Origin of the sequence: uncultured Shewanella sp. (assembly GCF_947497935.1) — a bacterium.
Classification (GTDB): Bacteria; Pseudomonadota; Gammaproteobacteria; order Enterobacterales; family Shewanellaceae; genus Shewanella.
Genome location: NZ_CANMIO010000009.1, coordinates 1 through 22,285, shown reverse-complemented (window position 1 = coordinate 22,285; position 22,285 = coordinate 1). Strand labels below are relative to the sequence as shown.

General features: G+C 43.9%; 18 protein-coding genes and 4 tRNA genes. 13 read left to right on the top strand and 9 right to left on the bottom strand.

The genetic code is table 11. From position 1 onward, the window contains the following. Positions 1-30: 30 nt before the first annotated feature. From Q1A86_RS11950 to rmuC, 5 genes are all read right to left on the bottom strand, one after another. The gene (locus Q1A86_RS11950) at positions 31-2,082 is read right to left on the bottom strand and encodes a DUF3488 and DUF4129 domain-containing transglutaminase family protein (protein WP_299806802.1); all 2,052 of its coding nucleotides are present in this window, start codon (positions 2,080-2,082) and stop codon (positions 31-33) included. After that, complete coding sequence (locus Q1A86_RS11945) at positions 2,079-3,101, bottom strand: DUF58 domain-containing protein (protein ID WP_299806800.1); 1,023 nt, start codon at positions 3,099-3,101, stop codon at positions 2,079-2,081. Before Q1A86_RS11945 ends, Q1A86_RS11950 begins: the two co-directional genes overlap by 4 nt. Positions 3,102-3,195: 94 nt before the next feature. Next, on the bottom strand, positions 3,196-4,107 hold the full coding sequence (locus Q1A86_RS11940; protein WP_299806798.1) for an AAA family ATPase: 912 nt from the start codon (positions 4,105-4,107) through the stop codon (positions 3,196-3,198). 299 nt (positions 4,108-4,406) lie between these two features. Continuing rightward, on the bottom strand, positions 4,407-6,338 hold the full coding sequence (locus Q1A86_RS11935; RefSeq protein ID WP_299806796.1) for a transglycosylase SLT domain-containing protein: 1,932 nt from the start codon (positions 6,336-6,338) through the stop codon (positions 4,407-4,409). 27 nt (positions 6,339-6,365) lie between these two features. Continuing rightward, positions 6,366-7,889 carry a DNA recombination protein RmuC gene (gene rmuC / locus Q1A86_RS11930; protein WP_299806794.1) on the bottom strand — a complete coding sequence of 508 codons (1,524 nt, stop codon included), beginning with the start codon at positions 7,887-7,889 and terminating at the stop codon, positions 6,366-6,368. A 236-nt stretch (positions 7,890-8,125) separates the two neighbouring features. Between rmuC and msrP the strand changes: the two genes are divergently transcribed. Together msrP and msrQ are read left to right on the top strand one after the other, a co-directional pair. Next, positions 8,126-9,148: a protein-methionine-sulfoxide reductase catalytic subunit MsrP gene (gene msrP, locus Q1A86_RS11925; RefSeq protein ID WP_299806792.1), complete on the top strand. Its 1,023-nt coding sequence runs from the start codon at positions 8,126-8,128 to the stop codon at positions 9,146-9,148. A gap of 56 nt (positions 9,149-9,204) precedes the next feature. Next, positions 9,205-9,843 (top strand): protein-methionine-sulfoxide reductase heme-binding subunit MsrQ, encoded by a 639-nt coding sequence (gene msrQ / locus Q1A86_RS11920; RefSeq protein ID WP_299807055.1) that lies wholly within the window; start codon positions 9,205-9,207, stop codon positions 9,841-9,843. Between the two features lie 638 nt (positions 9,844-10,481). On the opposite strand, the gene Q1A86_RS11915 is transcribed toward msrQ, so the two are convergent. Next, entirely contained in the window at positions 10,482-10,799 is a 318-nt protein-coding gene (locus Q1A86_RS11915) for a hypothetical protein (RefSeq protein WP_299806790.1), read from the bottom strand. A gap of 186 nt (positions 10,800-10,985) precedes the next feature. Between Q1A86_RS11915 and Q1A86_RS11910 the strand changes: the two genes are divergently transcribed. The 3 genes from Q1A86_RS11910 (at position 10,986) to Q1A86_RS11900 (ending at position 13,974) form a co-directional block, all read left to right on the top strand. Next, on the top strand, positions 10,986-11,483 hold the full coding sequence (locus Q1A86_RS11910; protein WP_299806788.1) for a putative 4-hydroxy-4-methyl-2-oxoglutarate aldolase: 498 nt from the start codon (positions 10,986-10,988) through the stop codon (positions 11,481-11,483). A gap of 89 nt (positions 11,484-11,572) precedes the next feature. Continuing rightward, complete coding sequence (locus tag Q1A86_RS11905) at positions 11,573-13,411, top strand: AsmA family protein (RefSeq protein WP_299806786.1); 1,839 nt, start codon at positions 11,573-11,575, stop codon at positions 13,409-13,411. Continuing rightward, positions 13,411-13,974, top strand: a complete 564-nt coding sequence (locus Q1A86_RS11900; RefSeq protein WP_299806784.1) for a BsuPI-related putative proteinase inhibitor — start codon at positions 13,411-13,413, stop codon at positions 13,972-13,974. Before Q1A86_RS11905 ends, Q1A86_RS11900 begins: the two co-directional genes overlap by 1 nt. Positions 13,975-14,031: 57 nt before the next feature. Here the strand turns inward: Q1A86_RS11900 and Q1A86_RS11895 are convergent, their stop codons facing one another. Both Q1A86_RS11895 and gloB read right to left on the bottom strand, forming a co-directional pair. Next, complete coding sequence (locus Q1A86_RS11895; RefSeq protein ID WP_299806782.1) at positions 14,032-15,591, bottom strand: LysM peptidoglycan-binding domain-containing protein; 1,560 nt, start codon at positions 15,589-15,591, stop codon at positions 14,032-14,034. Between the two features lie 89 nt (positions 15,592-15,680). Further along, positions 15,681-16,457, bottom strand: coding sequence for a hydroxyacylglutathione hydrolase (gene gloB / locus Q1A86_RS11890; RefSeq protein ID WP_299806780.1), 777 nt, complete (start codon positions 16,455-16,457; stop codon positions 15,681-15,683). Positions 16,458-16,595: 138 nt separating this feature from the next. Between gloB and Q1A86_RS11885 the strand changes: the two genes are divergently transcribed. Continuing rightward, positions 16,596-17,333, top strand: coding sequence for a class I SAM-dependent methyltransferase (locus Q1A86_RS11885; RefSeq protein WP_299806778.1), 738 nt, complete (start codon positions 16,596-16,598; stop codon positions 17,331-17,333). 8 nt (positions 17,334-17,341) lie between these two features. After that, entirely contained in the window at positions 17,342-18,238 is an 897-nt protein-coding gene (locus Q1A86_RS11880) for a LysR substrate-binding domain-containing protein (RefSeq protein ID WP_299806776.1), read from the top strand. Positions 18,239-18,374: 136 nt separating this feature from the next. On the opposite strand, the gene rnhA is transcribed toward Q1A86_RS11880, so the two are convergent. Further along, positions 18,375-18,860 (bottom strand): ribonuclease HI, encoded by a 486-nt coding sequence (gene rnhA, locus Q1A86_RS11875; protein WP_299806774.1) that lies wholly within the window; start codon positions 18,858-18,860, stop codon positions 18,375-18,377. A 72-nt stretch (positions 18,861-18,932) separates the two neighbouring features. On the opposite strand from rnhA, the gene dnaQ reads away from it, so the two are divergent. The 6 genes from dnaQ to Q1A86_RS11845 all read left to right on the top strand — a co-directional run bounded on the left by dnaQ (position 18,933) and on the right by Q1A86_RS11845 (position 21,727). After that, the gene (gene dnaQ / locus Q1A86_RS11870) at positions 18,933-19,661 is read left to right on the top strand and encodes a DNA polymerase III subunit epsilon (RefSeq protein WP_299806772.1); all 729 of its coding nucleotides are present in this window, start codon (positions 18,933-18,935) and stop codon (positions 19,659-19,661) included. Between the two features lie 22 nt (positions 19,662-19,683). Further along, positions 19,684-21,006: a TIGR03503 family protein gene (locus Q1A86_RS11865; RefSeq protein ID WP_367277920.1), complete on the top strand. Its 1,323-nt coding sequence runs from the start codon at positions 19,684-19,686 to the stop codon at positions 21,004-21,006. Positions 21,007-21,129: 123 nt separating this feature from the next. Continuing rightward, positions 21,130-21,206, top strand: a tRNA-Asp gene (locus Q1A86_RS11860). 82 nt (positions 21,207-21,288) lie between these two features. Continuing rightward, a tRNA-Asp gene (locus tag Q1A86_RS11855) sits at positions 21,289-21,365 on the top strand. 104 nt (positions 21,366-21,469) lie between these two features. Next, a tRNA-Asp gene (locus tag Q1A86_RS11850) sits at positions 21,470-21,546 on the top strand. A gap of 104 nt (positions 21,547-21,650) precedes the next feature. Further along, a tRNA-Asp gene (locus tag Q1A86_RS11845) sits at positions 21,651-21,727 on the top strand. Positions 21,728-22,285: the final 558 nt, after the last annotated feature.

The window sequence follows — 22,285 nt, the reverse complement described above, 5'->3', positions numbered from 1 at the left end:
TGGGCAGGGTGACTGCCAGATTAAACCATTCTATGTGTTTGTTTTATTAAGTGCCAATCTCTGTTTAACGATATTGATTTTTAACCACCTCGATTGCTTGATAAGTAATCGAGAGAAGCTTTTATGACTGCGCTTACTGAGATTTTGATACTTAATGGTGATGAAGTATTGGGTTAACTTGTTAAAGTCTTCGGCAATGTCTGGAAAGGCCGCAGCCACCCGTTTGTTGTAATCGAGAGGGCCTTCATGGTGGGCTCTAGCAAGCCCTCTTTGACGTAGCATCTTACATACGGAGTAATAGGCATTGAGGTGTTTATCACTTGAGCGATGGAACTGTATCAGCCCTGCGCTATAGGCGATGGTTAAGCCGATGACGCATAGACTAATAAGAATAAAGATGGAGAGTTTAGTTTGGGTGACTTCACCTAAGATCTCCTGCAATACTTTTTGTTGCTTTTGGTCATTGAAGCCGAGGACCCACACACTCCAAAAGTAATCGACACTGGCAAATTGCATCCGTATTTGATTTATAAAGGGGTTATCGCGGTAAGCAAGTGCACTAAAAGGATTGTCCATTAAGTAGGTGGATTCTGGATCAAAAACAGCATCGAATCCTTGCTCGACCCGCTCAGGCGCTATCATGGCGGTGGGATCGAAGCGTACCCAGCCGTGATTTGGCAGCCAAGCTTCAACCCAGGCATGGGCCATATATTGGTAGATACTGTAATAACCCGCGCTTGGGTTGTACTCAGCCCCTTGGTAACCCGTGACTAAACGGGCCGGAATACCCGTTGCACGCGCCATAAAGGCAAATGCGCTGGCGTAATGAACGCAAAACCCAGCCTTATTATCAATCAGGAAATCATCAATTTGCTGCTTACCAACCCTAGGGGGTTGCAAGGTGTAGTAATAAGGCTGCTGAGCAAAATATTGCATCATGGCGTTAAGCCGTTGTTCATGGGCCGGATAGCGAAGGGCAAACTGCTGCGCTAACGCTCGGGTTTTGGGGTTAGTGCCATTTGGGAGGGCAAGGTTTGTTGCTTGACTCGCATCACTAAGCTGGCTATCCATCATCGCCTCGTTAAAGCTGGTCACTTGATATAGGCGTCTTTGATCTATGGGGCGAGTAGCATAGAGGCTGTGATCGGCAAGGCGTTTTATGCCGCGATCTTGACTTGTCGCGACATCTAAACCAAATAGCCAGTGCTGCGCGCTGGGCTCGGCAATCACTTGATAAGTGATTGTCGATGTATTTGCAGTGCCTCGTGCAAGTTCGTTACTCGAAAGAGTCCTGTTAGGTGATGACTGCGCCTCGATAATACTTGGGTTTTGAGTCCAATCCTTGCCGTTATAGTCTTCTAGCACGATGGCGCGCCAATAAAGTTTGTCGTTGCTTGGGGCATTACCGGAAAAGGTCGCTCTAAAAGCCAAAGCACTAGAGCGGGTTAACTGGCTAATATCACCGAAGCTGACCTTATCGGATAATCCTGTTTGAGCCCCATTTTGTGGCGGCACCATCCACAGTGGAGGAAGACGAGGCAGAATAAGGAACAAAATAATCGCAAGAGGAAGGCTCTGTAGAATGATTTTTCCGCCTAATCGCGCCGCGTATTTAAAATTGCCTTCATCGTGGTAGAGGCTGATCAGCACGCAGGTATTAATAATGGTAACAATGACTAGATGTAGGCTGGAGAGGAGGCTTTGCTGATGAATGAAAGTAAACGCAATCAGAAAGTATCCAGCTAAAACAACGGCGCGGACATCTCGGCGGTTGCGCATCTCTATATATTTGAGTGCGTAACCGAGAATAAGCAGGTTGACCATGGCGGTAAGGACACCGATTTGCCCTGCCACCATCGCCAGCGTCGCGGCGGCCGCAAAGGCCAAGCTGGTCACTAACCATTTAGGCGGCTTTGCAACTCTGCCTAAATAGATGCCGATCCTCCAGAAGATACAGATAGTACAAATTGCTAGTGACCAAAGCGTGACCTGCTCATACAGAGGAGACAAAATGGCAATATTGGCAAGCAGTAGCCACATCAAGGTATGGCGGGAGATACTCTGGCGCTCTTTCTGGGTCATTGGTCAGCCTTAGGGGCGTGCTTAGGCCTAGGCTTTGAGCTCGGGTTTAGATTTGGATTAGGGTATAAGGCGAGTTGGCTCTGTACCTTGTTTCTGTGTTGCTCGCCATGGGAGGGCTGAATCGTGCTGCCGCCCATTTTTAGACCAAAAACCTGCCTCTTAGTACTTAGCTGCTCGGTATGCCAGGCAAGATGGCTCAATGCTAGTTCAATATTATCGGGGTTAGCCTCTAATCTCAGCCACATAGGTGCGCCCTGAGGCTCTTCAAACTCTTTGGTTAACATGCCGCGGCCCTGCGCCCATTGCTTCCATGCGACCTGTTTTAATGACTCCCCGAGAGCGTACTCCTTTAATCCTTTATATTCATCAATACCAGTCACATATTTCCCGGTCTCTTGCTGATCGGCTATCTGCTCAGAGTTTAAATATAGTGGGTTAGGGTCGATAATGGGCTCTGCATAGACAAGTTGTGCCTGCGCTAAGTCGATATGTGACCAGGCGCGAAAAAGCCCTAGAGGATAGCGCGTTTCGACTTTTACTCGACCAGGGTAATTGATTCCGCGGTGGGTTTTGTTATAGGTGACTAGGACTTGAGTCTGGTGCTCATTTACCTTGTTGACAACCTCTAGAGGTTGGTTCTGAAAGTTAAGCTGAACTTCGTAGGCACTAGTCGCGCAAGATAGATTTATCGGGAAATAGATAGGCTGACCAGCAACAGTAATATTTGCCTTACAGCTAGAGAGGGTCAACCCTGCGAGGTTTTTGTAGCTATAGATGATGCAGGTGTTGAAAATGCTTAGAAGCAAAAAGCTTAATCCCATGACCAGATTATTTTGGTAATTGGTGCCAAACAAAAACAATATAACCAGCAAGATGAGCCAAGCCAGACCAAAGCCTGTTGGTAAAATGAAAATACTCTTGTGACTGAGGGTTATCTGCTCTCTCGCGGGTAATCGGCGTGAGATCCATGTTTGCCACTGCCGGTTGAGCTTGGTTTTAATCTTACTTTGGTTTGGCATAATCTCCTTCAACTTTACTCAGGCTTCAAAAAGCTAAATAGCTATTGAGACTCGCTTTGCTAGCAACTCCTACACCTTAAAATACGGAAAAGGATTAAAGTATTGGATTGACTTTATTGAGAATTTTAGCCGATAGCGCCTCGCCTTGCTGATGAGAGAATTGTCTTATTCTGTGTTCGGCTACATGGGGGAATATCGATTGAACGTCTTCCGGTACCAAATATTTTCTACCATGGATTATTGCCCAAGCCTTTGCGGCTTGCAGTATTGCTTTACTGGCTCTTGGAGACAATCCAGAGCCTTGAGGTTCAGCCCTAGAGGCGTTAACTAAAGCGAGAATATATTGCAGCAGCGAGTCAGATGCACTGACCTCTTTGGTCTGTGCCTGTAACTCTTGCAAGGTTAACTGTGTTAGGCATTGAGGTAACACTCGCTCGCTTGAAGTACTATCTTGCCCCTTTAACATTGCCAGCTCTGCCTTGGGAGCTGGGTAGCCGATAGCGATCCGCATCATGAATCGATCAAGTTGTGACTCAGGCAGGGGAAATGTGCCTGACTGTTCACTGGGATTTTGAGTTGCGATGACGAAAAAGGGCTGTGGTAATGAGTGGGTTTTACCATCGACGGTGATCTGTTGTTCTGCCATCGCTTCGAGTAATGCGCTCTGGGTCTTAGGGCTGGCACGATTGATCTCATCGGCGAGGATCATCTGCTTAAAAATAGGACCGGGATGAAAGGTAAATTGAGATTGTTCTTTATCGAAAATGGAGACGCCAAGAATATCGGCAGGAAGCATGTCGCTGGTAAACTGGATCCTTTGATAGCTTAAGCCCAATGTTTGCGCCAAGCCTTGAGATAGACTGGTCTTGCCCATGCCGGGAAGATCTTCAATAAGCAGATGGCCTTTAGCTAGAATGCAGGTCAGGGCTAACTTAATCTGATGAGGCTTGCCGAGCAGTACTGTGTCTAGTTGCTGTAAAATAACGCCAATATTGTCATTGTGCATAGTAGTCCTTTGAGCAAGCCATATTATTATTTTTTGGTTATTTTTTTGGTTATTTTTTTGGTTATTTTTTTGGTTGATTAACTAGAGATAGACGAGACAAATTCTTTCTTGTCCTACTATGGTGGAAAATCTCCAGCCTTGCCAGATATATGAGGTTATTTTGCGCTTGAGCAGATTATTAATAGAATCGAGAAAGAAGTATTAAAGTCATGCTGCTGGTAACTATTTGAGTTACTCAGCCTTACCTCAGTAGCTCTCTTTCATAAAAGTGAGCTACTGAGGTAGAAAGTTAGAGCGGGTTAATAGCTGAATTTGAGCTCTTGTTCTGATAGCAGCTCAGGCTGTTTTCCTTGCTTAACTTGATAGATCACTCGATAGCTCAATACCGCTTGTACATATTCCCGTGTTTCGCGGTAGGGAATAGATTCGATAAAACTCACTACATCGAGCTTACCGTCACTTCTTTTAAGCCAGCTATTTATACGATGAGGTCCAGCATTGTAAGATGCTGTAGCCAGTACACGATTATGATCAAACTGCTTAAGTAAACCACCGTAATAGGCGCTGCCTAAGGCGATATTAAGCTTAGCGTCATATAAGCTTTTGGTGCCTTTATAAGGCAGTTTGGTCTTTTTGGCTGTTTGTTTAGCCGTCGCTGGCATTAACTGCATATACCCTCTGGCACCGACTCCCGATGTCGCATTAGGGTAGTAGGCACTTTCGCGACGGGAAATCGAACGGATTTCATCAATATCTACGGCATATTTCTTACTCGCTCGATTAAAAGACTCTTGTGCCGCATAAGGAAAGCGCATTTCCATGTCGTTCCAAAGTTGAGCTTGTATGCTGGCCTGCACGCCTAAGCTATGCCATTTTTGCTCAACGGCATAAACGGCATACTCTTTTTGCATCTGTTTATTGTGTCGATTGAGTAACATTACCCATTCAGCTCTGGCGTCCGATTGTTTATCAATAGCGAGTAACTCTTGTACTCGGGCGAGTCCTTTATCCTTGAATATGCTAGGTTGCAGGCTGCTATCGCTTACTGTCACTTTATGCTGCAACTTGAAAGGTTGCTCAAGTTTAGCGGCAGCGAGATAACCATAAAAATTACGTTTTTGGCTGAGTTTTTCTAACAATATCTTTGATTGCTGCAGGCTTTGTTCGGTATTTTCAGAGGCTAACACAGTGGCACGCCAATATTGCCAGCGGGCTGTATTTTGTTTTTGCTCGCTTAACAGGGGTAAAAATTGATTAAAGCTATGTTGATCATTATCTCGAAGAGCCCAACGCAGACGCATTTCGACTAAGTCATCGCTATCGAGTAAGGGCAAGATGGTGTCAGCATAGCTTTGTAACTCGGGTACTTGATAAATCAGGGCTCTTCTGACCAGATAGCGGCTGAGTTTTCTTCCTTGGTAATCACTGAAGCGATCGGCTTTTTGATAAGCGGCGAACAGTTTAACTGCTCGTTTAAGATCTTTTTTGGCTAATTTTCTTATGCCCAGATCGACAATCGTGGCATTGATTTTAGCTGAACCGCTGAATTTTGACTTATGACGTAGACTGCGAGGATCTTTATACACTGCGAGTAAGCGTTTCGCATCGTCTTTATTGCTGGTTAATTGGCGAGAAAGGTAAGAGAGCAGTCCATATTGTCCCTGCTCGAAGCTGAGTAGCATACGGGACCAAAGTAACTCTTGGGTACGAAGACCTGCTTTTTGCCACTCTTTAAATAACGGATCGCATTCTTTTGGTCGAGAACGGCCATAAAGCCATAGTGACTCGGCGCCATCGAAAGCGAGTTGTTTATTACCTTGCTGTAACTGTGCTCGGTAAAAGTAACACTGTAGGGCGACATTATTTGGTTTTTCTGGACTAACAGCTAGGAAGTCTTGCCAGCGTTTTTGACTGCCGCTGCGCTTTAGGTAGCGATAGCGAGCGGTGTTATACAGAGGGCTCCCCTCAAAAACGCTGAATGCTTGTGTGGCCTGTTTAGCGGGAAGTTTAAGAATGTCGTCGATTTTATGATGAAAATCTAGGTAGATGGTGAGAGGATAATCATCCAGCTCACCTCTAAGAGATTGGTAACGATCTGATTGCTGTTTTTTCAGCGCCGTTCTGGCGTCTAAATATTGCTGCTGCTCTTGAGTAAACGAGGAAGCAACAACTGAGGAGGATGCAAATACTGCGATTACCCCGATTAAAATGCGACTCAACTGCTTGTGCATTTGTAACTATCCCCCTAACAGTCCCTATTATGAAATTTTTTCGGTATTCAAGGTTAATTCATCGTGAAGAAAATCATCACCAGATAAGCTTAGCGCTTTATCTAGAAGTTGGGCATCCACTTTTTTACTGGTTTCTACTCCAAGTTGCTGCATCTGATGCGCTTGACGGATAACGTTACCTTTACCCGTAGATAACTTGTTCATTGCGCTGCTAAAGTTTTTATCTGCTGATTCTATTGCGCGGCCCAGTTTCTCCATATCGTCTAGATATCCACACAATTTGTCGTAGATCCTGCCTGCTTGCTTGGCAATCAACTGGGCATTTTGATTTTGGTATTCGTAGCGCCAAATATTGTTAATGGTTCGCAGTGCCACCAATAAATTGGTTGGGCTGACGAGCATAATATTGCTCTCAAGGGCATAGTTGACCAGGCTAGGATCATGCTCGAGTGCTAAAAGAAATGCTGGCTCTAGCGGAATAAACATCAATACATAATCTAGGCTCTTTAAACCATGTAGCTTTTGATAATCCTTTTGACTTAGGCCCTTAATATGGCCTCTAACAGAGATAATATGTTCTTTAATAGCTTGAGTACGTACGGCTTCATCATCACTGTTAAAGTATCTCTCGTAAGCCACGAGAGACATCTTAGCGTCGATAACCACGTCTTTATTTTCTGGTAAATGAACAATCACATCGGGTTTAAAGCGTTTACCGATTTCATTTTTGAGATCTGTCTGGGTATCGTATTCGTGACCTTCTCTTAAGCCACTTTCTTGTAAGACGCGTTCAAGAATGACTTCGCCCCAGTTACCTTGCTGCTTGTTATCGCCCTTGAGCGCTTTGGTGAGGTTAACAGCATCTTGGCTCATCTTTAAATTAAGTTCAGTTAATGAGTCGAGTTGATGCTTAAGTGCGCTTCGCTGAGTCTGCTCATGTGAATATGAAGCTTGAACTTGGGCTCTAAAGCCTTCCAGTTGCTGTTTGAAAGGCGCAAGCACATTATCTAATTGTTGATTGTTTTGGGTTTGAAGTTTTTCACTTCTTGCTTCGAAAATCTTAGTGGCTAAATTTTCAAACTGAGCATTAAGCCGAACTTCTGAATCTTCTAGAAGTTGTATTTTATCATTGAGGGCTTGTTGCTTAGCTTCGAAGCTGGCTGTGAGAGTTTGCTGCATGGCATTAGACTTTGACAATGCCAGCTGCGTTTCCATCTGTTTGCGTTGGTTTTCGCTCAGCGACTGTTCAAGCTCAAGGGTGCGCTCGGCTTGGGCTTGGGCCTTGCCTAATTGCTCTAAACGGAACTCTAGTTTGTCTTGATATTGGTCTATAACTAATTCTTTCTGATGAATTGTTTCTTTTAGTTCGAGAATGTCACCGTTAAGTTCTAGCTTTGTTTGTTCCATCTCCTCAGTTAGCTGACTTCGTGCCTGTTCCCATCGACTACGGGTCTTTTTTTGATTAAATAGCGCGCCAATTAACATAGATAGAAAGGCTATAGCGGCAATAACGACAATTTGTGGGGTGGAGAAGGCTAACTCTAAAGGCATGTGAGAAGGCTCTTAACATGATAAATGAAGCCTTAGGGTGGCACGGCAGTTTAGACACTGCAAGCTTAACGAAGCGATTGGTAAAGTAAGTGCTGCAGACATAGGCAGCTGTTAATAAAGTGTGACAGCTTCGTGGGGGATAATTTAATTAACGCGGATTTGAAACCTTTCTCAAAAAAGAACGGTCTGATTAGTTAATAGCAATATGCAGATACACAAAAGGATGGAAGCGGCCAATGAATATAAAAAAAACTGCTGCATGGAACAAATTTAAAGAGGGTGATATTACCCCTGAAGAGGTCTATCAAGACCGCCGGCAAATTTTAAAGCAGTTAGGCTTTGTAGGTGCCGGAGCGCTGTTGTCTTCTCATGCTAATGCTGGAATACTCGATCTATTCTCAAGCGATAAACAAAAAGCGGCTTTTCTTACCAAGACGTTGTCCTTTGAGAAACAAACTGAGTACGATCATTTACTCTATGGTGAGTTAACCCCAGAAGCTAAGATTATTTCTCACAATAACTTTTTCGAATTTGGCACGAGCAAAACAGATCCTCAAGAAAATGCTCAGGAGCTGAAAGTTGATCCCTGGAAGTTGATTATTGATGGTGAAGTCGACAAGCCTATGACGCTGGATTATGACGATCTGCTCAGCTTGTTTCCGTTAGAGGAGCGCACTTATAATTTTCGCTGTGTAGAAGCCTGGTCCATGGTGATCCCTTGGGTTGGATTTTCGCTAGCGGCACTGCTTAAAAAAGTAGGGGTAAACAGCAGAGCAAAATATGTGGCTTTTGAAACCTTGTACGATCCTGAGCAGATGCCGGGTCAGAAAAATGCTTATGTGGGGGGGGGAATTCACTACCCTTACGTTGAGGGCTTAACCTTAGCAGAGGCGGTGAACGATCTTACATTTATGTCAGTCGGGCTATACGGTAAAACGCTACCGCCGCAAAACGGTGCGCCTATACGACTGGTTGTTCCCTGGAAGTACGGTTTCAAAAGTATTAAGTCGGTAGTGCGTATTCGTCTGACTGATAAGCAACCGCCCACATCTTGGAATCGACTAGCCCCTAATGAATATGGCTTTTTTGCCAATGTTAATCCTGCAGTTGACCATCCAAGGTGGTCTCAGGCTTCGGAACGAAGAATTGCACAGGGAGGCTTATTCTCTGCCAAACGGATCCCAACACTGCCTTTTAATGGCTATGGCGAGTCTGTTGCTAGCCTATATAGCGGCATGGATCTGAAGCGATTCTATTAATGGAATGGGTACGTAAGAAATGACTCTAGTCGTTAAGATAGCGTCTGAGGGAGACTATTATGAGCTCGACTAGCCGTCGTCTGTTTTGGCTAAAATCATTATTTCACCTCATTGGACTTATCCCTATCGCTTACTTAGTTATCAAGGTGTTGACTGATAATGCGGGCGGTGATCCGGTGCAGTATATTATCCACTTTACTGGCATAGGCGCGCTTAACTCGTTAGCTGCCACCTTGCTTATATCGCCAATAGCCAAGAAATTTAAATTAGGCTTATTATTACAAACTCGGCGCTTAGTGGGATTGTATGTATTTGCCTATGCCAGTTTACATGTGCTGGCTTTTTTTAGCTTAGATCTACTGTTTGCTTGGTCATTATTTTTTGAAGAGGTGGTGAAGCGTCCTTACATACTCGTTGGCGCGATAGCCTATATCTTATTATCGGCGTTAGCTATTACCTCGTTTAACGCTGTTAGACGGAAGATGGGAAAACGTTGGCAACGACTGCATAATTCTATTTATCTTATTGCCGTATTAGTTCCTGTTCATTTTTATTGGTCAGTTAAATCTGAAATCATTGAACCAAGCCTATACTTGCTATTTTTTAGTGTATTAATTGGAATTAGACTTAACAAAATTAAAAACTGGAAACAGACTTTTTTTAAACATTTTGGCGATTTTTCGAGTAAAGAGTGAGATAAGTAGGATCTTAGCTGGTTATTTAAAGTCTATGTATATTGGAAATATTCATATCTTGGGCAAAGACAAATAAAAGACTTGCATGACAGTTTACTCTTTAAGTGTTGATAGAAGATAAAGAGGCTGAACTCGTCATTAGATGATTAACGTTCAGTCCCATGCCGCATGAAAGGGGGACACTACAAAAAGTGCGTTGTTAGGAGCAGGGCTGTTATACCAATCAGTATAAAGATTTGCTCGCCACTATGAAGCGTTTTTGGCTGCCTACTTCTGCGTTGAACAACTTCACGAGGGAGCAAGCATTCTTTCGGTTATTCGCCTTGAATTAGTTTGCCAAAAAACGTTCTGAGTAGATCAACTTCTTATACTGATTTGTATTATTCTTGCGCCGGGTCTCAATGCCGCTTTAGCGCTTTAATCCAGTTTTATTGATGGGTTTATTACTCGTTTTTTGAGTTTGAATGTGGGAGTTTATGAATATCTTGAGAGTTTAGCCCATCCATAGGCTATAAATCTGCAGTTAGATGTTGTTGAAAAACTTAAAGGCCATATTCAATCTGTCAGAACCAGCAATTATTAATAAAAGTTATAAGCTATTGTATTTGGCTATAACACCTGTGTGAGGCTGTTGTTTTTTAACCGTTTTCCTGTTGTTTCATTATCTGGACGACTTCATCATAGGAAAGATTAAATTGACGTGAAAGATTAATAATTTTCGTTTTATAGGTCTGGATATTTTCTTTCTGAGTAATTAGCTTCTTTTCTTTCTCGACTTGTTCATTAACCGCTTCTTGTAATATTAATAATCGACGAAGACTAAAGTCTAGCGAATCGATATATTTTAACATTTGTGCTTTATTACGAGCTTGCTCTAAATCACTGGAATGTTTTTTATCATAACCATACTGGTCAAGTGCTGCGATAGCACTCTCTAATTCGATATTAGTGTTCATTTCTACCTACGGCTAACTAACAGAGGAGTCTGTTTGAGACATTGAATAATATTATAGTTTGTATTTTGTTCGTGGAAAAGTCTGGATGACATAAATTATCGTAAATTTCTGCGTTAATACTTGGGTTTCGACTGCTTACCTGTCAGTCTATGGAGAGAGTTACTTATACCTACGCATGGAGGCTTGATGCTAGATCTGTTACCTGATTTATTTGACGCTTATGGCGACAAACTCATATTACTCCCGCCTATGTTTATGTCTTATGGTAAACAAGAATGCTTTTGGGGGGAAGTCGTCACGGTAAAATGTTATCGAGACAATTCAAAAGTCAAAGAGTTACTAGCGCAAGACGGTCGAGGTAAAGTCTTAGTTGTCGATGGACAAGGAGGGATGGATTGTGCCCTGTTAGGCGATATGATAGCGCAAAGTGCTGCAGATAACGGCTGGCAAGGAGTGGTCATTTTAGGCTGTGTTCGAGATGTCGGTACATTGAAAACCATTAACCTTGGAATTCAAGCTATTGGCGCTAACCCAGTAAAAACAGTGAAAAAAGGTATTGGTGAAGTTAACATTGCTGTAGAAATATACGGCGTTATTATTTCACCCCAATCATTCATCTATGCCGACGGTAACGGAGTGGCGATATCTAATGAAGCGCTAGATACTTCGGTACTGAATATATAACTATTTCTTCAAATTAGACTCTTTATATAAAGTCTGTTGATAAAATTCAGGCTCTATGAGTCTTTTAGTGATAACAGATGGGATCTGCTATGAAATTTTTAAAATGGTTTTTTATAACTCTCTTAGGATTAGTCCTCGCCTTGGTGCTATATATCACCGTGATTTTTGATCCTAACGACTTTAAGCCTCAAATCGTCGATTTGGTGAAACAGCAGACGGGAAGGGAATTGGCTATTGGTAGTGACTTATCGTGGACATTCTTTCCTAGTTTGGGAATAAAGTTAGGAAACATTACGCTTTCAAACCCTGCAGGCTTTAAGAATAGCTCTATGGTATCCGTGAACCAAGTGGTTGCAGAGGTTGCATTAATGCCGCTATTAAAGAAAGAAGTTGAGATATCTCAACTCAATCTTGATGGTTTGACCTTGATGTTGGAAACGCAAAAGGATGGCCGGACAAGTTTCGATGGTCTGGCCGGTAACGCAGATAACAAGACTGCCTCAGAAGGTGCAACGCAAAGTACGCCTTCGAGTAATGCTACGCTAGCACGGCTCGATATTGGCGGTATTTCAATTACCAATACTCAAATCACTAATTTTGACCACGTAAGCCAAAGTGAACAAGTTTTCTCCTTAAAAGAGTTAACTTTAGGTAGATTCCAATTGGGTGAGTTTGCAGCGCTACAGTATGAGTTTTCTGCTACCTTGCCTGATATGGCTGTAAGTAGCCAAGGAAAAGGGCAGCTCAAGGTCGCGCAAGATCTACAGACTATTACCATTAATGATTTTGTAGTTAATAACCAAATCACTGGCGAAGGTATGCCAAATGGCAACCTAAAGGCTGATTTAGCAACCTCCTTAGTTGTGGCATTAGATAAGCAAACATTGAGTCTAGTACTCTCAAGTTTTAGTGCTGCCAATATCAATGCTACAGGTAAGCTCGATGTCGCATTCGGAAGTAAAGTGCCTCAAGTTGTGGCAAAGCTTGAAGTGGGCAATGTTGACCTTGATGCGCTGTTGCCAAAGCAAGAGGGCGAGAGGAAGAATGAAGATAAACCAAAACAAAAACCATCAACAAAGTTATCGAAAGCGGTTGAACCAAATTTAACGGCGATGAAGTCTGTTAATCTTGATGTGGATGTCAGGATTAAGTCGGTTAAAGTGGCAAACTTAAAGACTCAAAACTGGGTGATGAAGCTGCTGATGAAAGGTGGCGTAGCCGATATTAAGCAACTATCTGCAGACCTTTATGGCGGAAAAATTAGTGCAACGGCAAAACTTGATGGCAGAGACAAGGTGGCTAAATATCAGTTCGATAAGCGCCTCTCGGGTGTGGATATTCGTGCACTGCTAATCGATATGGCCGACGTGGATCTGCTAGACGGTGAAGCAAACTTTAACGTAGCGGGTAAGGGACGAAGCTTAATACCCGATAACCTGAAGCGAAACCTTGTTGCGAAGGGGCAGTTTGAGATTGCCGATGGTGCAATTCATGGAGTCAATATTCCACAGATGATCCGTGAAGCAAAAGCGAAGTTGGGCGGCGATCTGTCAGCCAGTTCGGGCTCTACTGAGAAGAAAACAGACTTTACCAGTATGACAGGCTCATTTAATGTCGCAAAAGGCGTGGTTACAAACCCAGATCTGGATATGGCTTCACCACTTATCCGCTTAAAAGGGGCGGGTACGGCGAACATTATTAACGAGGCATTAGACTATAAGTTAACGACATCTGTGGTTGGCTCACTGGAAGGACAAGGCGGCGAGACTCGCGATTCACTTTATGGCGTTGAGATCCCATTTGCGATTAGCGGTACTATGTCAGAGCCAAAATTTGCTTTAGACACTAAAGCCTTACTGGACTCAAAACTTAAAGATGAAACCAATAAGCTAAAAGACAGCTTATTTAAGAAATTTGGAGGCCTGTAATGGTTAAGATACTTTTATTCCCTTTAATTACAGTTAGTTTACTGGGCTGTTCTGGCCAACAAACTGAGGCTGAGCAGCTTGGTACGGATGCAGCGACTAATGCGCCGAGTGTTCAGCTACAACAGGCACCAGTAGCAGGGGCACCCGCAGGTATTGTTGGTGCCGCTAACGGTGAACAACGTGACGTTAAGGATGGCAAGTCTATGAGTCAGGGACTATTAGATGCTCAGCTAGTGGTGAAAAACAAGGCTGATATTACCCTAGAATACACTAATAATCAGTCTCATGGCGTGCCCTTGATGTTTCCTTCTGGAATGACAGCAGACCTATGGTTACTCGATCCTCAAGGCAAACGAGTCTGGGCTTGGTCAAATGAGATGATGTTTACTCAGGCAATTCGAGAGCTAGTGATGCCAGCGGGTAAAACTCAACGAGTCAAGTTTGCAATTCCGGCGGATGTCGTCGCAAACATAGGTAAAGGTTATAGCCTTAAAGTTATCTTTGCCGGACGTGCGACTGAGTCTCAGGTGCCAGTAATGCTTCCGGTGATATATAACTACTAAAGCAGACGAAAGCGACAAAAAAGGCGACCTTAGGTCGCCTTTTTTTATGAGGGTAATTTATGTTCTGACTTTTGTCATATCAACATAGAGTTTTAGCATCTGACCTGGTTGAATGTACTTGCTCTTTTCTAGCGAGTTCCAACGCACGAGATCGTTAACACTGACGTTGAACTTACTGGCGATGCGAGCTAAAGAATCACCATTACGAACCTTATAGTTAACGGTGCGCATCACTTCGCTTAGACCGCTCTTGTTAGATACGTTACCAGACCAGATGACTAGCTTTTGGCCTATCTGTAACGGATCTTTAGGTGCCATGCTGTTCCAGCTCGCAAGCTGATTGGTTTTCACTTTGTGCAGCTTCGCAATTTTCCACAGTGAATCACCCGATCTAACCTTATAGGTAATTTTACTGGCACCACGGGATTTATTTTGCTGACGCGCTAAGCGCTGATCGGCTGATAACAGGTATTCATCAAGGTTTTTCGCCGCAACAGGGATCAACAAGTATTTTCCGGCCACAATGGTGTTGCCATTGATATCATTGACCGCTTTCAATGCTGAAATCGTAGTGCGATAACGCTTTGCGATTAATCCTAAACTGTCGCCTGACTGAATTTTATAGCGTTCCCAATTTAGTCGATCTGTTGTGGTCGTGTCATTTAACGCAAGTTTAAAGGCATCGGCTTTATCGACTGGCAATACAAGTTTGTGCGGTCCTTCAGGAGCCGTAGCCCAGCGGTTAAAGCCTGGGTTTAACTTGTGTAGTTCAGATGTGGTCATATTGGCAATGTCAGCAGCAAGCGCTAAATCAATTTGGCTACCAATATTAACGACTTCTATTTGAGGTTCATTACTGATCGGAGTCAGTTTAATGCCGTACTTATCGGCATTTTTGATCACATCGGCTAGTGCAAGTAACTGAGGCACATAGCGCTCAGTTTCTCTTGGAAGATTTAGACTAAAGAAATCAGTCGGTAAACCTTTTTTCTTATTACGCTTAGCGGCGTTGATCACACGACCTTCGCCGGTATTGTAGGCTGCAATGGCATATAGCCAGTTTTGGCCCGTTTTACCATGTAGGTACTCAAGCATATCTAAAGCGGCAGTCGTCGCGGCGGGGACATCTCTGCGACCGTCATACCACCAATTCATCTGTAGACCGAAGTGACGTGCCATTGGCGAAGTGAACTGCCAAAGGCCAGATGCCGCACCATGTGAGTATGCAAAAGGATCGAAAGCACTCTCAACTATCGGTAGTAGGGCCAATTCGATTGGTAGATTACGCTTTTCAATTTCATCTACAATCAGATACATAAATGGCGTCGCTCGTTCAGATACGCGCTCTAAATGTTGAGGATGTTTGATATACCAGTCGCGATATTGGCGAACGAGTTTTTCATCGGGCACTTCCATCTGCATATTGAGACTAATACGCTGCCAAATATCGGTAACTTCAACGACCTCAACAATCTCTGGTTCAATAGGTTTTGGGGCGACTTTCTCAACTGCAACTGGCTTGGCAGGGATCCCTTCCGAAGTCTGTTGGTTGTCTAAAGTTTGACAACCTGCCAACAGGGCAATGCCCCCTGCGACAAATAAAAATGGTACGCGCATCTAAAATCAGTGTCCTTAACTTAGGCTCAAAAAAGCCAGAAAAATCTGGCTTAGTGGCGCTGGAATAGCGAGCTATTGTAGATTATTTTTTAGAAATTGTCTTTCCATTGGCGTAGAAGTGAGAAGCTTTGCAATGGATTATCGATAGGTTGTTGGAATTGAATGGATAAAGATTGCCAAATTTCCTCACTATCGCTTCTTAAAAAGGGGTTAATCGCCTTTTCTTGGCCAATAGATGAAGGCAAGGTTGGCTTACTTTGGGCACGAAGAGCGTGAGCCTTTTGTGTGTAATCTATGAGCGTAGCGTTATTAGGTTCAACTGTGTTGGCAAATGCCAGATTCGCTAAGGTGTATTCATGAGCACAGCAAACCTTGGTATTGTCGGGAAGTTGACTCAATTCACTTAGCGATTGGTACATCTGCTCGGCACTGCCTTCAAAAAGACGACCGCATCCTGCACTAAACAAGGTATCACCACAAAACAATACGTCTTCAATCAAATAAGCGATATGACCTAAGGTATGCCCTGGCAACTGAATAATCTTTGCATTAACACCAGCATTTGTGAGCGTGATGTCACCGCTGGTTGCGATAGGGTGGTTAACACCGATAATATTTTCGCTTTGCGGGCCATAAACTGCGATGTGCTCACCAAATTGACAGATTAATTGCTCAATCCCCCCAGTGTGATCATGATGATGATGGGTAATGAGTATGCCGAGCAGTGGCTGTTCGGTCTGGTTAAGATAGTCGATGACAACTTGGCCATCACCTGGATCAACAACATAGACGCCACTATTTTGCTGAGATTGGAACACCCAGATATAATTATCATTGAACGCGGATAATGGAGTGATATGCAACATGTCTAAACTCTCTCATTTTATATAATCAAGCATACAGCTAAATAATTTTGAGTACTTAACCCAGTTTACTGAGCAAAGCTATTGCTTGTATACCGCTTTCGTTATTAAAGTAGAGCTTCAATGATTTTGGAGATTGATTTGTCACAGTCTGAATTACCGTTACAGCCTTATCATTGGTCAGAACTCCCGAATGGGCCCGTTATACGTCAAAGTGTAGAGCAGGCTTTATCTCCATGGTGGCCAAGGATTTTTGGTTATTTCATGCTTAATCTAGGTCCCTTGAGCCATAAAATGGCAAAAACTGGGGTTGGCATTAGTCAACAGTACTCTTTATTCGATGAGGCTCAGGCGAATATTGAGGGTGATTACTGTCAGTTACCGATCCAAAACGCCAGTATTGATGCGGTTGTGATGAACTTCCTACTCGAATTTGAATCGGATCCATATCGTTTACTTCGCGAAGTAGACAGAGTGCTCATTTCTGGTGGCCATCTGGTGATAACCGGATTCAATCCCCTTAGTCCCATGTTTATGGGGAAAATACTACCTAGTTATCAACAAGAGATCCCATGGTGCGGGCGTTTCTTTATGCCTTCAAGGGTAAAAGACTGGCTAGGCCTATTGGGCTATCAAGTCGTCGCCGATGAACGTTTATTACATCACCATCTGCTCCGAGATGTGAAAACAGACAGTATATGGTCGCATGCGCTTAAATCCTGGTTGCCTAGTACGGGGAGCGTCTATGTGCTGGTGGCGAAGAAATTAGAAACCCCGTTAACACCAATACAGGCAAAACGTAAAGTTAAGCGGCCTAGTTGGTCAACGGCAAGCGCAAGTCGTGCTGGCCATGCACCAAAATCTTCAGATAAATATTAAGAGACGTAATGCGTATTACATTAAAACAGCTAGCCGTTTTTGAAGCGGTAGCTCGTAGTGGCCAAGTAGCCAAGGCGGCTGAGATGCTTAGCCTATCGTCTCCAGCTACCTCGATGGCTTTGTCAGAGCTAGAGAAACAACTGGATGCGCGATTGTTTGAACGTATTGGAAATCGTCTGCGTTTGAACTCTCAGGGAAGTTTGCTATTACCTTTAGCAACCCAAGCGCTGCAAAAAATCGATCAGATTGAACATGCCTTTTCGCCTGCGGGCGCAGAGCTTGGCGGTAATCTCAACGTCAGTGCTAGCTCAACGATAGGTAATTATCTTTTGGCGAAGTCGGCGGTTGCATTTTGTCAGCAGCATACTAATACCTTAGTGAATGTCGATATCGAAAATAGTCAAAAGGTGATTAATTCGGTGCTAGAGTTTAGAAGTGAGATGGGCTTTATCGAAGGACAATGTCTCGACAGTCGTATTGCCGTCGAAGCCTGGCATAGAGACAAGTTGTTGGTGTTTTGTCATCCAGCGCATCCACTCGCGGGAAAAATTGTCGCGCCGAGTGAACTCAATGATATGCCTTGGGTGATGCGAGAGGAGGGCTCCGGCACGCGAGATTGTTTTGTTAGTGCGGCCAATGCTCTGGATCTACAACCACAAGAGAAGTTTCGTTTTTCGACTCCTGATGCGATTAAGCAAGCGGTAAAGCAAGGTGCTGGGCTTGGGGTTTTATCTGAGCTCACTCTTGAGAAAGAACTGATCCGTAAAGAGTTAGCGGTCATCGAGGTCGAAGGGCTTGCCTTAGAGCGAAAATTTTATCGTATCCACCATAAAAGTCGCCACTTTACCCCAGTGGGATTAGCTTTTATCGATTTTTGCCGAACTTTTCTCAATACTGAACACTAGCTATTTGAGGGTTAAGTTCACGAAGATTAAGTTGTGAAGGTGGTACGTTGAACATAAGTAATTTTTTAATCGATATATTGATATAAATAAGGCCTAGAAACTGCCATAGTGGCAGTTTCTCAAGCCGAGGAAAGCGTTAGTCTTGCTTTTGCTGAGACAGGTAGCCGCCATCTTCTTGTGTGGGCTTTGCCTCTGCAGCTTGGCGTGCAAGATCGTCACAGCGTTCGTTTTCGCTATGCCCAGCGTGGCCTTTAACCCAGCGCCATTCAACTTGGTGACGTTGTGATACAGCGTCCAAACGTTTCCATAGGTCGACATTCTTCACGGGCTGGTTCGTCGAAGTGATCCACCCCTTACGTTTCCAACCATGGATCCACTGAGTGATCCCTTGACGCATATATTGGCTATCGCTGGTTAATATAACCTCGCATGGCACCTTTAACGCTTCGAGGGCTATAATCGGCGCAAGCAGCTCCATTCGATTATTGGTGGTGAGGGCAAAACCATCAGCCAGTTCTTTGGTGCGTTTTTTGTACTTTAAAACGATGCCATAACCGCCAGGACCAGGATTTCCTAGGCAAGAACCGTCGGTATAGATAGAGATCTGTTTCAGTCCAGTCATCAAGTTGCTACCATAGCTATAATTGCGGGCGAGTATACCCAAAAAATTTAACTGAGAAATGTATAAATTCATATGAATATTGTTTCAAGCGCCAAGCGGCAAATTATTCTCGATACCGAAACCACAGGTATGAACCAGTCGAGCGGCCCAATCTATTTAGGTCATCGAATTATTGAAATTGGTTGTGTCGAAGTGGTGAACCGCCGTTTAACGGGTCGTCATTATCATGAGTACATTAATCCTCTACAGCCTATCGATGAAGAGGCTATCGCGGTCCATGGTATTACCAATGAGTTTGTTGCAGACAAGCCAAAGTTCCATGAAGTCGCTCAAAGCTTTATCGAGTTTATCGATGGCGCAGAAATCGTGGCACATAACGCAAACTTCGACGTTAGCTTTATGGATCATGAGTTTTCGATGCTACAGCCATTAGGCCCCAAAACGACAGACATTTGTCAGGTACTCGATTCTCTAGAAGTTGCCAAGTTCTTGCACCCAGGGCAAAAGAACAACCTTGATGCCCTGTGTAAACGATACGGTATCGATAACTCGGCCCGTGATCTTCACGGCGCATTACTCGATGCTGAGATTTTGGCCGATGTTTATCTGTTAATGACAGGTGGCCAGACCAAGTTTAACCTTTCAAGCGAAAAAGCGGGGCAAGAGGGGGGAGGTATCCAGCGACTCAGTGCAAATAGATCAAAACTTAAAGTGATCGCTGCATCGGCCGATGAACTGATTAGACACGAAGAGCGATTGGATCTAGTCGCAAAATCAGGACAATGCCTCTGGCGCGGATAAATGTCACCTTATGAGTCTCAATATGGTTAGAAGAGTTAAACTTTTCACGGCTTTCTTACTCTGCTATTGCTCTCTGAGCGCCGCTGCACTCGCTAATGTAGTGCTTTCTAATCATGCCTCGGAACTGAAGAATCGGTTTAGAATCGACCATATGGTCGATTCTATGACTCTGCTCATCCATAGAGAGTACGGCAGTGGGCCTGTGGTGCTCGTGCGTCCAGATGGCAGTAAATGGTATGTGAATCGTCACCCAGAAGATAAAGTGACTTGGATGGAAGGCTTAACGGGTGACATGATCACCATTAAAAAGCCGATGCCGGGCCCATGGCAATTGCTTGGACAAGTGGTAGAGGGCTCTGTTATTGAAAAGGTCTCGACACTGACTATTGAAGTCGACGCTATTCCTCAGCCTTTGTTCCAAGGGGAACGCCTTAAGTTAACCGCTAGATTATTGGGAGATGAACAGAAAGTTCGCCTACCAGGTCTAGATTTCATGATGAATTGGACGGCGCGCTTTGTCAGCAAGAATAATACCGCAGATGAAAACTACGCCGCGGGAACCGTCATTGTCGGGGCTTATCGAGATAATGGAGAGGCGCTCGATGAAAAACCTGATGACGGTATCTTTACCAGTGATTTGAATCTAGAGCAGCCTTGGGGGGATTACGCCCTACAAGTTCAGGCTAAGAATACGGTTTTAGAGCGAGAATACACACAGGACTTTAGACTGTCTCAACGCCCAATTGACGTGAACTTGCTTACCCCTGAAAATCCTAATGACGGGCTCTGGACTTTAGATATCCAGATAGATAATGACGTACTGTTATTGGAACAGACTCATCTCGAGGCCGAAATTATGGGGCCTACGGGTAAGATTATACCTGTCTCCATCGCCAACTTCACCGAAAAGCAAACTCAGTTCAACTTACCTAAAGTCATTGATTTTGGAAGCTACGATCTAAAAATTAGTGCAATGAGCACAACCCTTGATGGTCGAGAGATATATTTAAGCCTGCCTGAACTGTTTTTTAATCTCATTGAACCGCCTGAGCCGCCACCAAGTGAAGAAGAGTTAGCAGCCAGAGCTGAGGCGATAGCCAAGGTACAGGAGCAGGAAGCCAAAGAAGATGCAATTTTACTGATAGTCTCAATCAATATTGTTCTAATAGTGGTAGGAATATTGGTTTTATTATTTATTCGTAAGCGCAGTAACCTTAAAAAAGCATTAGCAGCGACAGAGGCAAGATTGGAGAAAGAGATCCGCAGAGAGAAGGTTTTGCTTGAGTTGGACCAAATCGATCTCACTATGCCGGAAGATACCGATAATCAGCTTGGTAAGCGCTAATGTTTCTCAGGTAAATGCTGAAGAAAAAACCAATTGTTCGTTTTTCGACTAGTCAGTAAAGATCTTATAAAAAACTTATTGACGGACTACCTCACTCTACGTATTATTCACCGCACTTGATGTGGAGCGGTAGTTCAGTTGGTTAGAATACCGGCCTGTCACGCCGGGGGTCGCGGGTTCGAGTCCCGTCCGCTCCGCCAATCAAGTACTAAATTTTAGTTATTTGTTAGTGACATAACGAGTAACATTAGAAATCAGTTTAAAGATTTCTATAAAAGTTTTGGAGCGGTAGTTCAGTTGGTTAGAATACCGGCCTGTCACGCCGGGGGTCGCGGGTTCGAGTCCCGTCCGCTCCGCCAATTTGTAAAAGCTAGCTTAGTTTTAGTTAGTTGTGAGTCGTAAGTCATGTTAGTGACATAGCAATGACTTTAGAAATCAGTTTAAAGATTTCTATAAAAGTTTTGGAGCGGTAGTTCAGTTGGTTAGAATACCGGCCTGTCACGCCGGGGGTCGCGGGTTCGAGTCCCGTCCGCTCCGCCAATTTAGTAAAAGCTAGCTAGTTTTAGTTAGTTGTGAGTCGTAAGTCATGTTAGTGACATAACAATGACTTTAGAAATCAACTTAATGGTTTCTAGAAAAGTTTAGGAGCGGTAGTTCAGTTGGTTAGAATACCGGCCTGTCACGCCGGGGGTCGCGGGTTCGAGTCCCGTCCGCTCCGCCAACACAAAGACGAAAGCCTTCACAGCAATGTGAAGGCTTTTTTCGTTTAGCTAATTTAAAATAAGTTAAGCAACTGTGAAATCACGAGTACTGTCCGGCTTTGATTAAACTTTCACGCCGTGATCGCGGGTTCATCAGTATTACGAGCCAATCCGCTGCGCAACACAAAGATGAAAGCCTTCACACTTTCACATAATAATGAATGTGAAGGCTTTTTTCGTTACAGCATTTTTCGTTTAGCTAATTTAAAATAAGTTAAGCAACTGTGAAATCACGAGTACTGTCCGGCTTTGATTAAACTTTCACGCCGTGATCGCGGGTTCATCAGTATTACGAGCCAATCCGCTGCGCAACACAAAGATGAAAGCCTTCACACTTTCACATAATAATGAATGTGAAGGCTTTTTTCGTATTTGGATTAAAAATTTAAACAGTTTATCGGCTTGAAATCGATAGCTTACCTGCTTTGCTATTTACCTAGCACCTAGCACCTAGCACCTAGCACCTAGCACCTAGCACCTAGCACCTAGCACCTAGCACCTAGCACCTAGCACCTAGC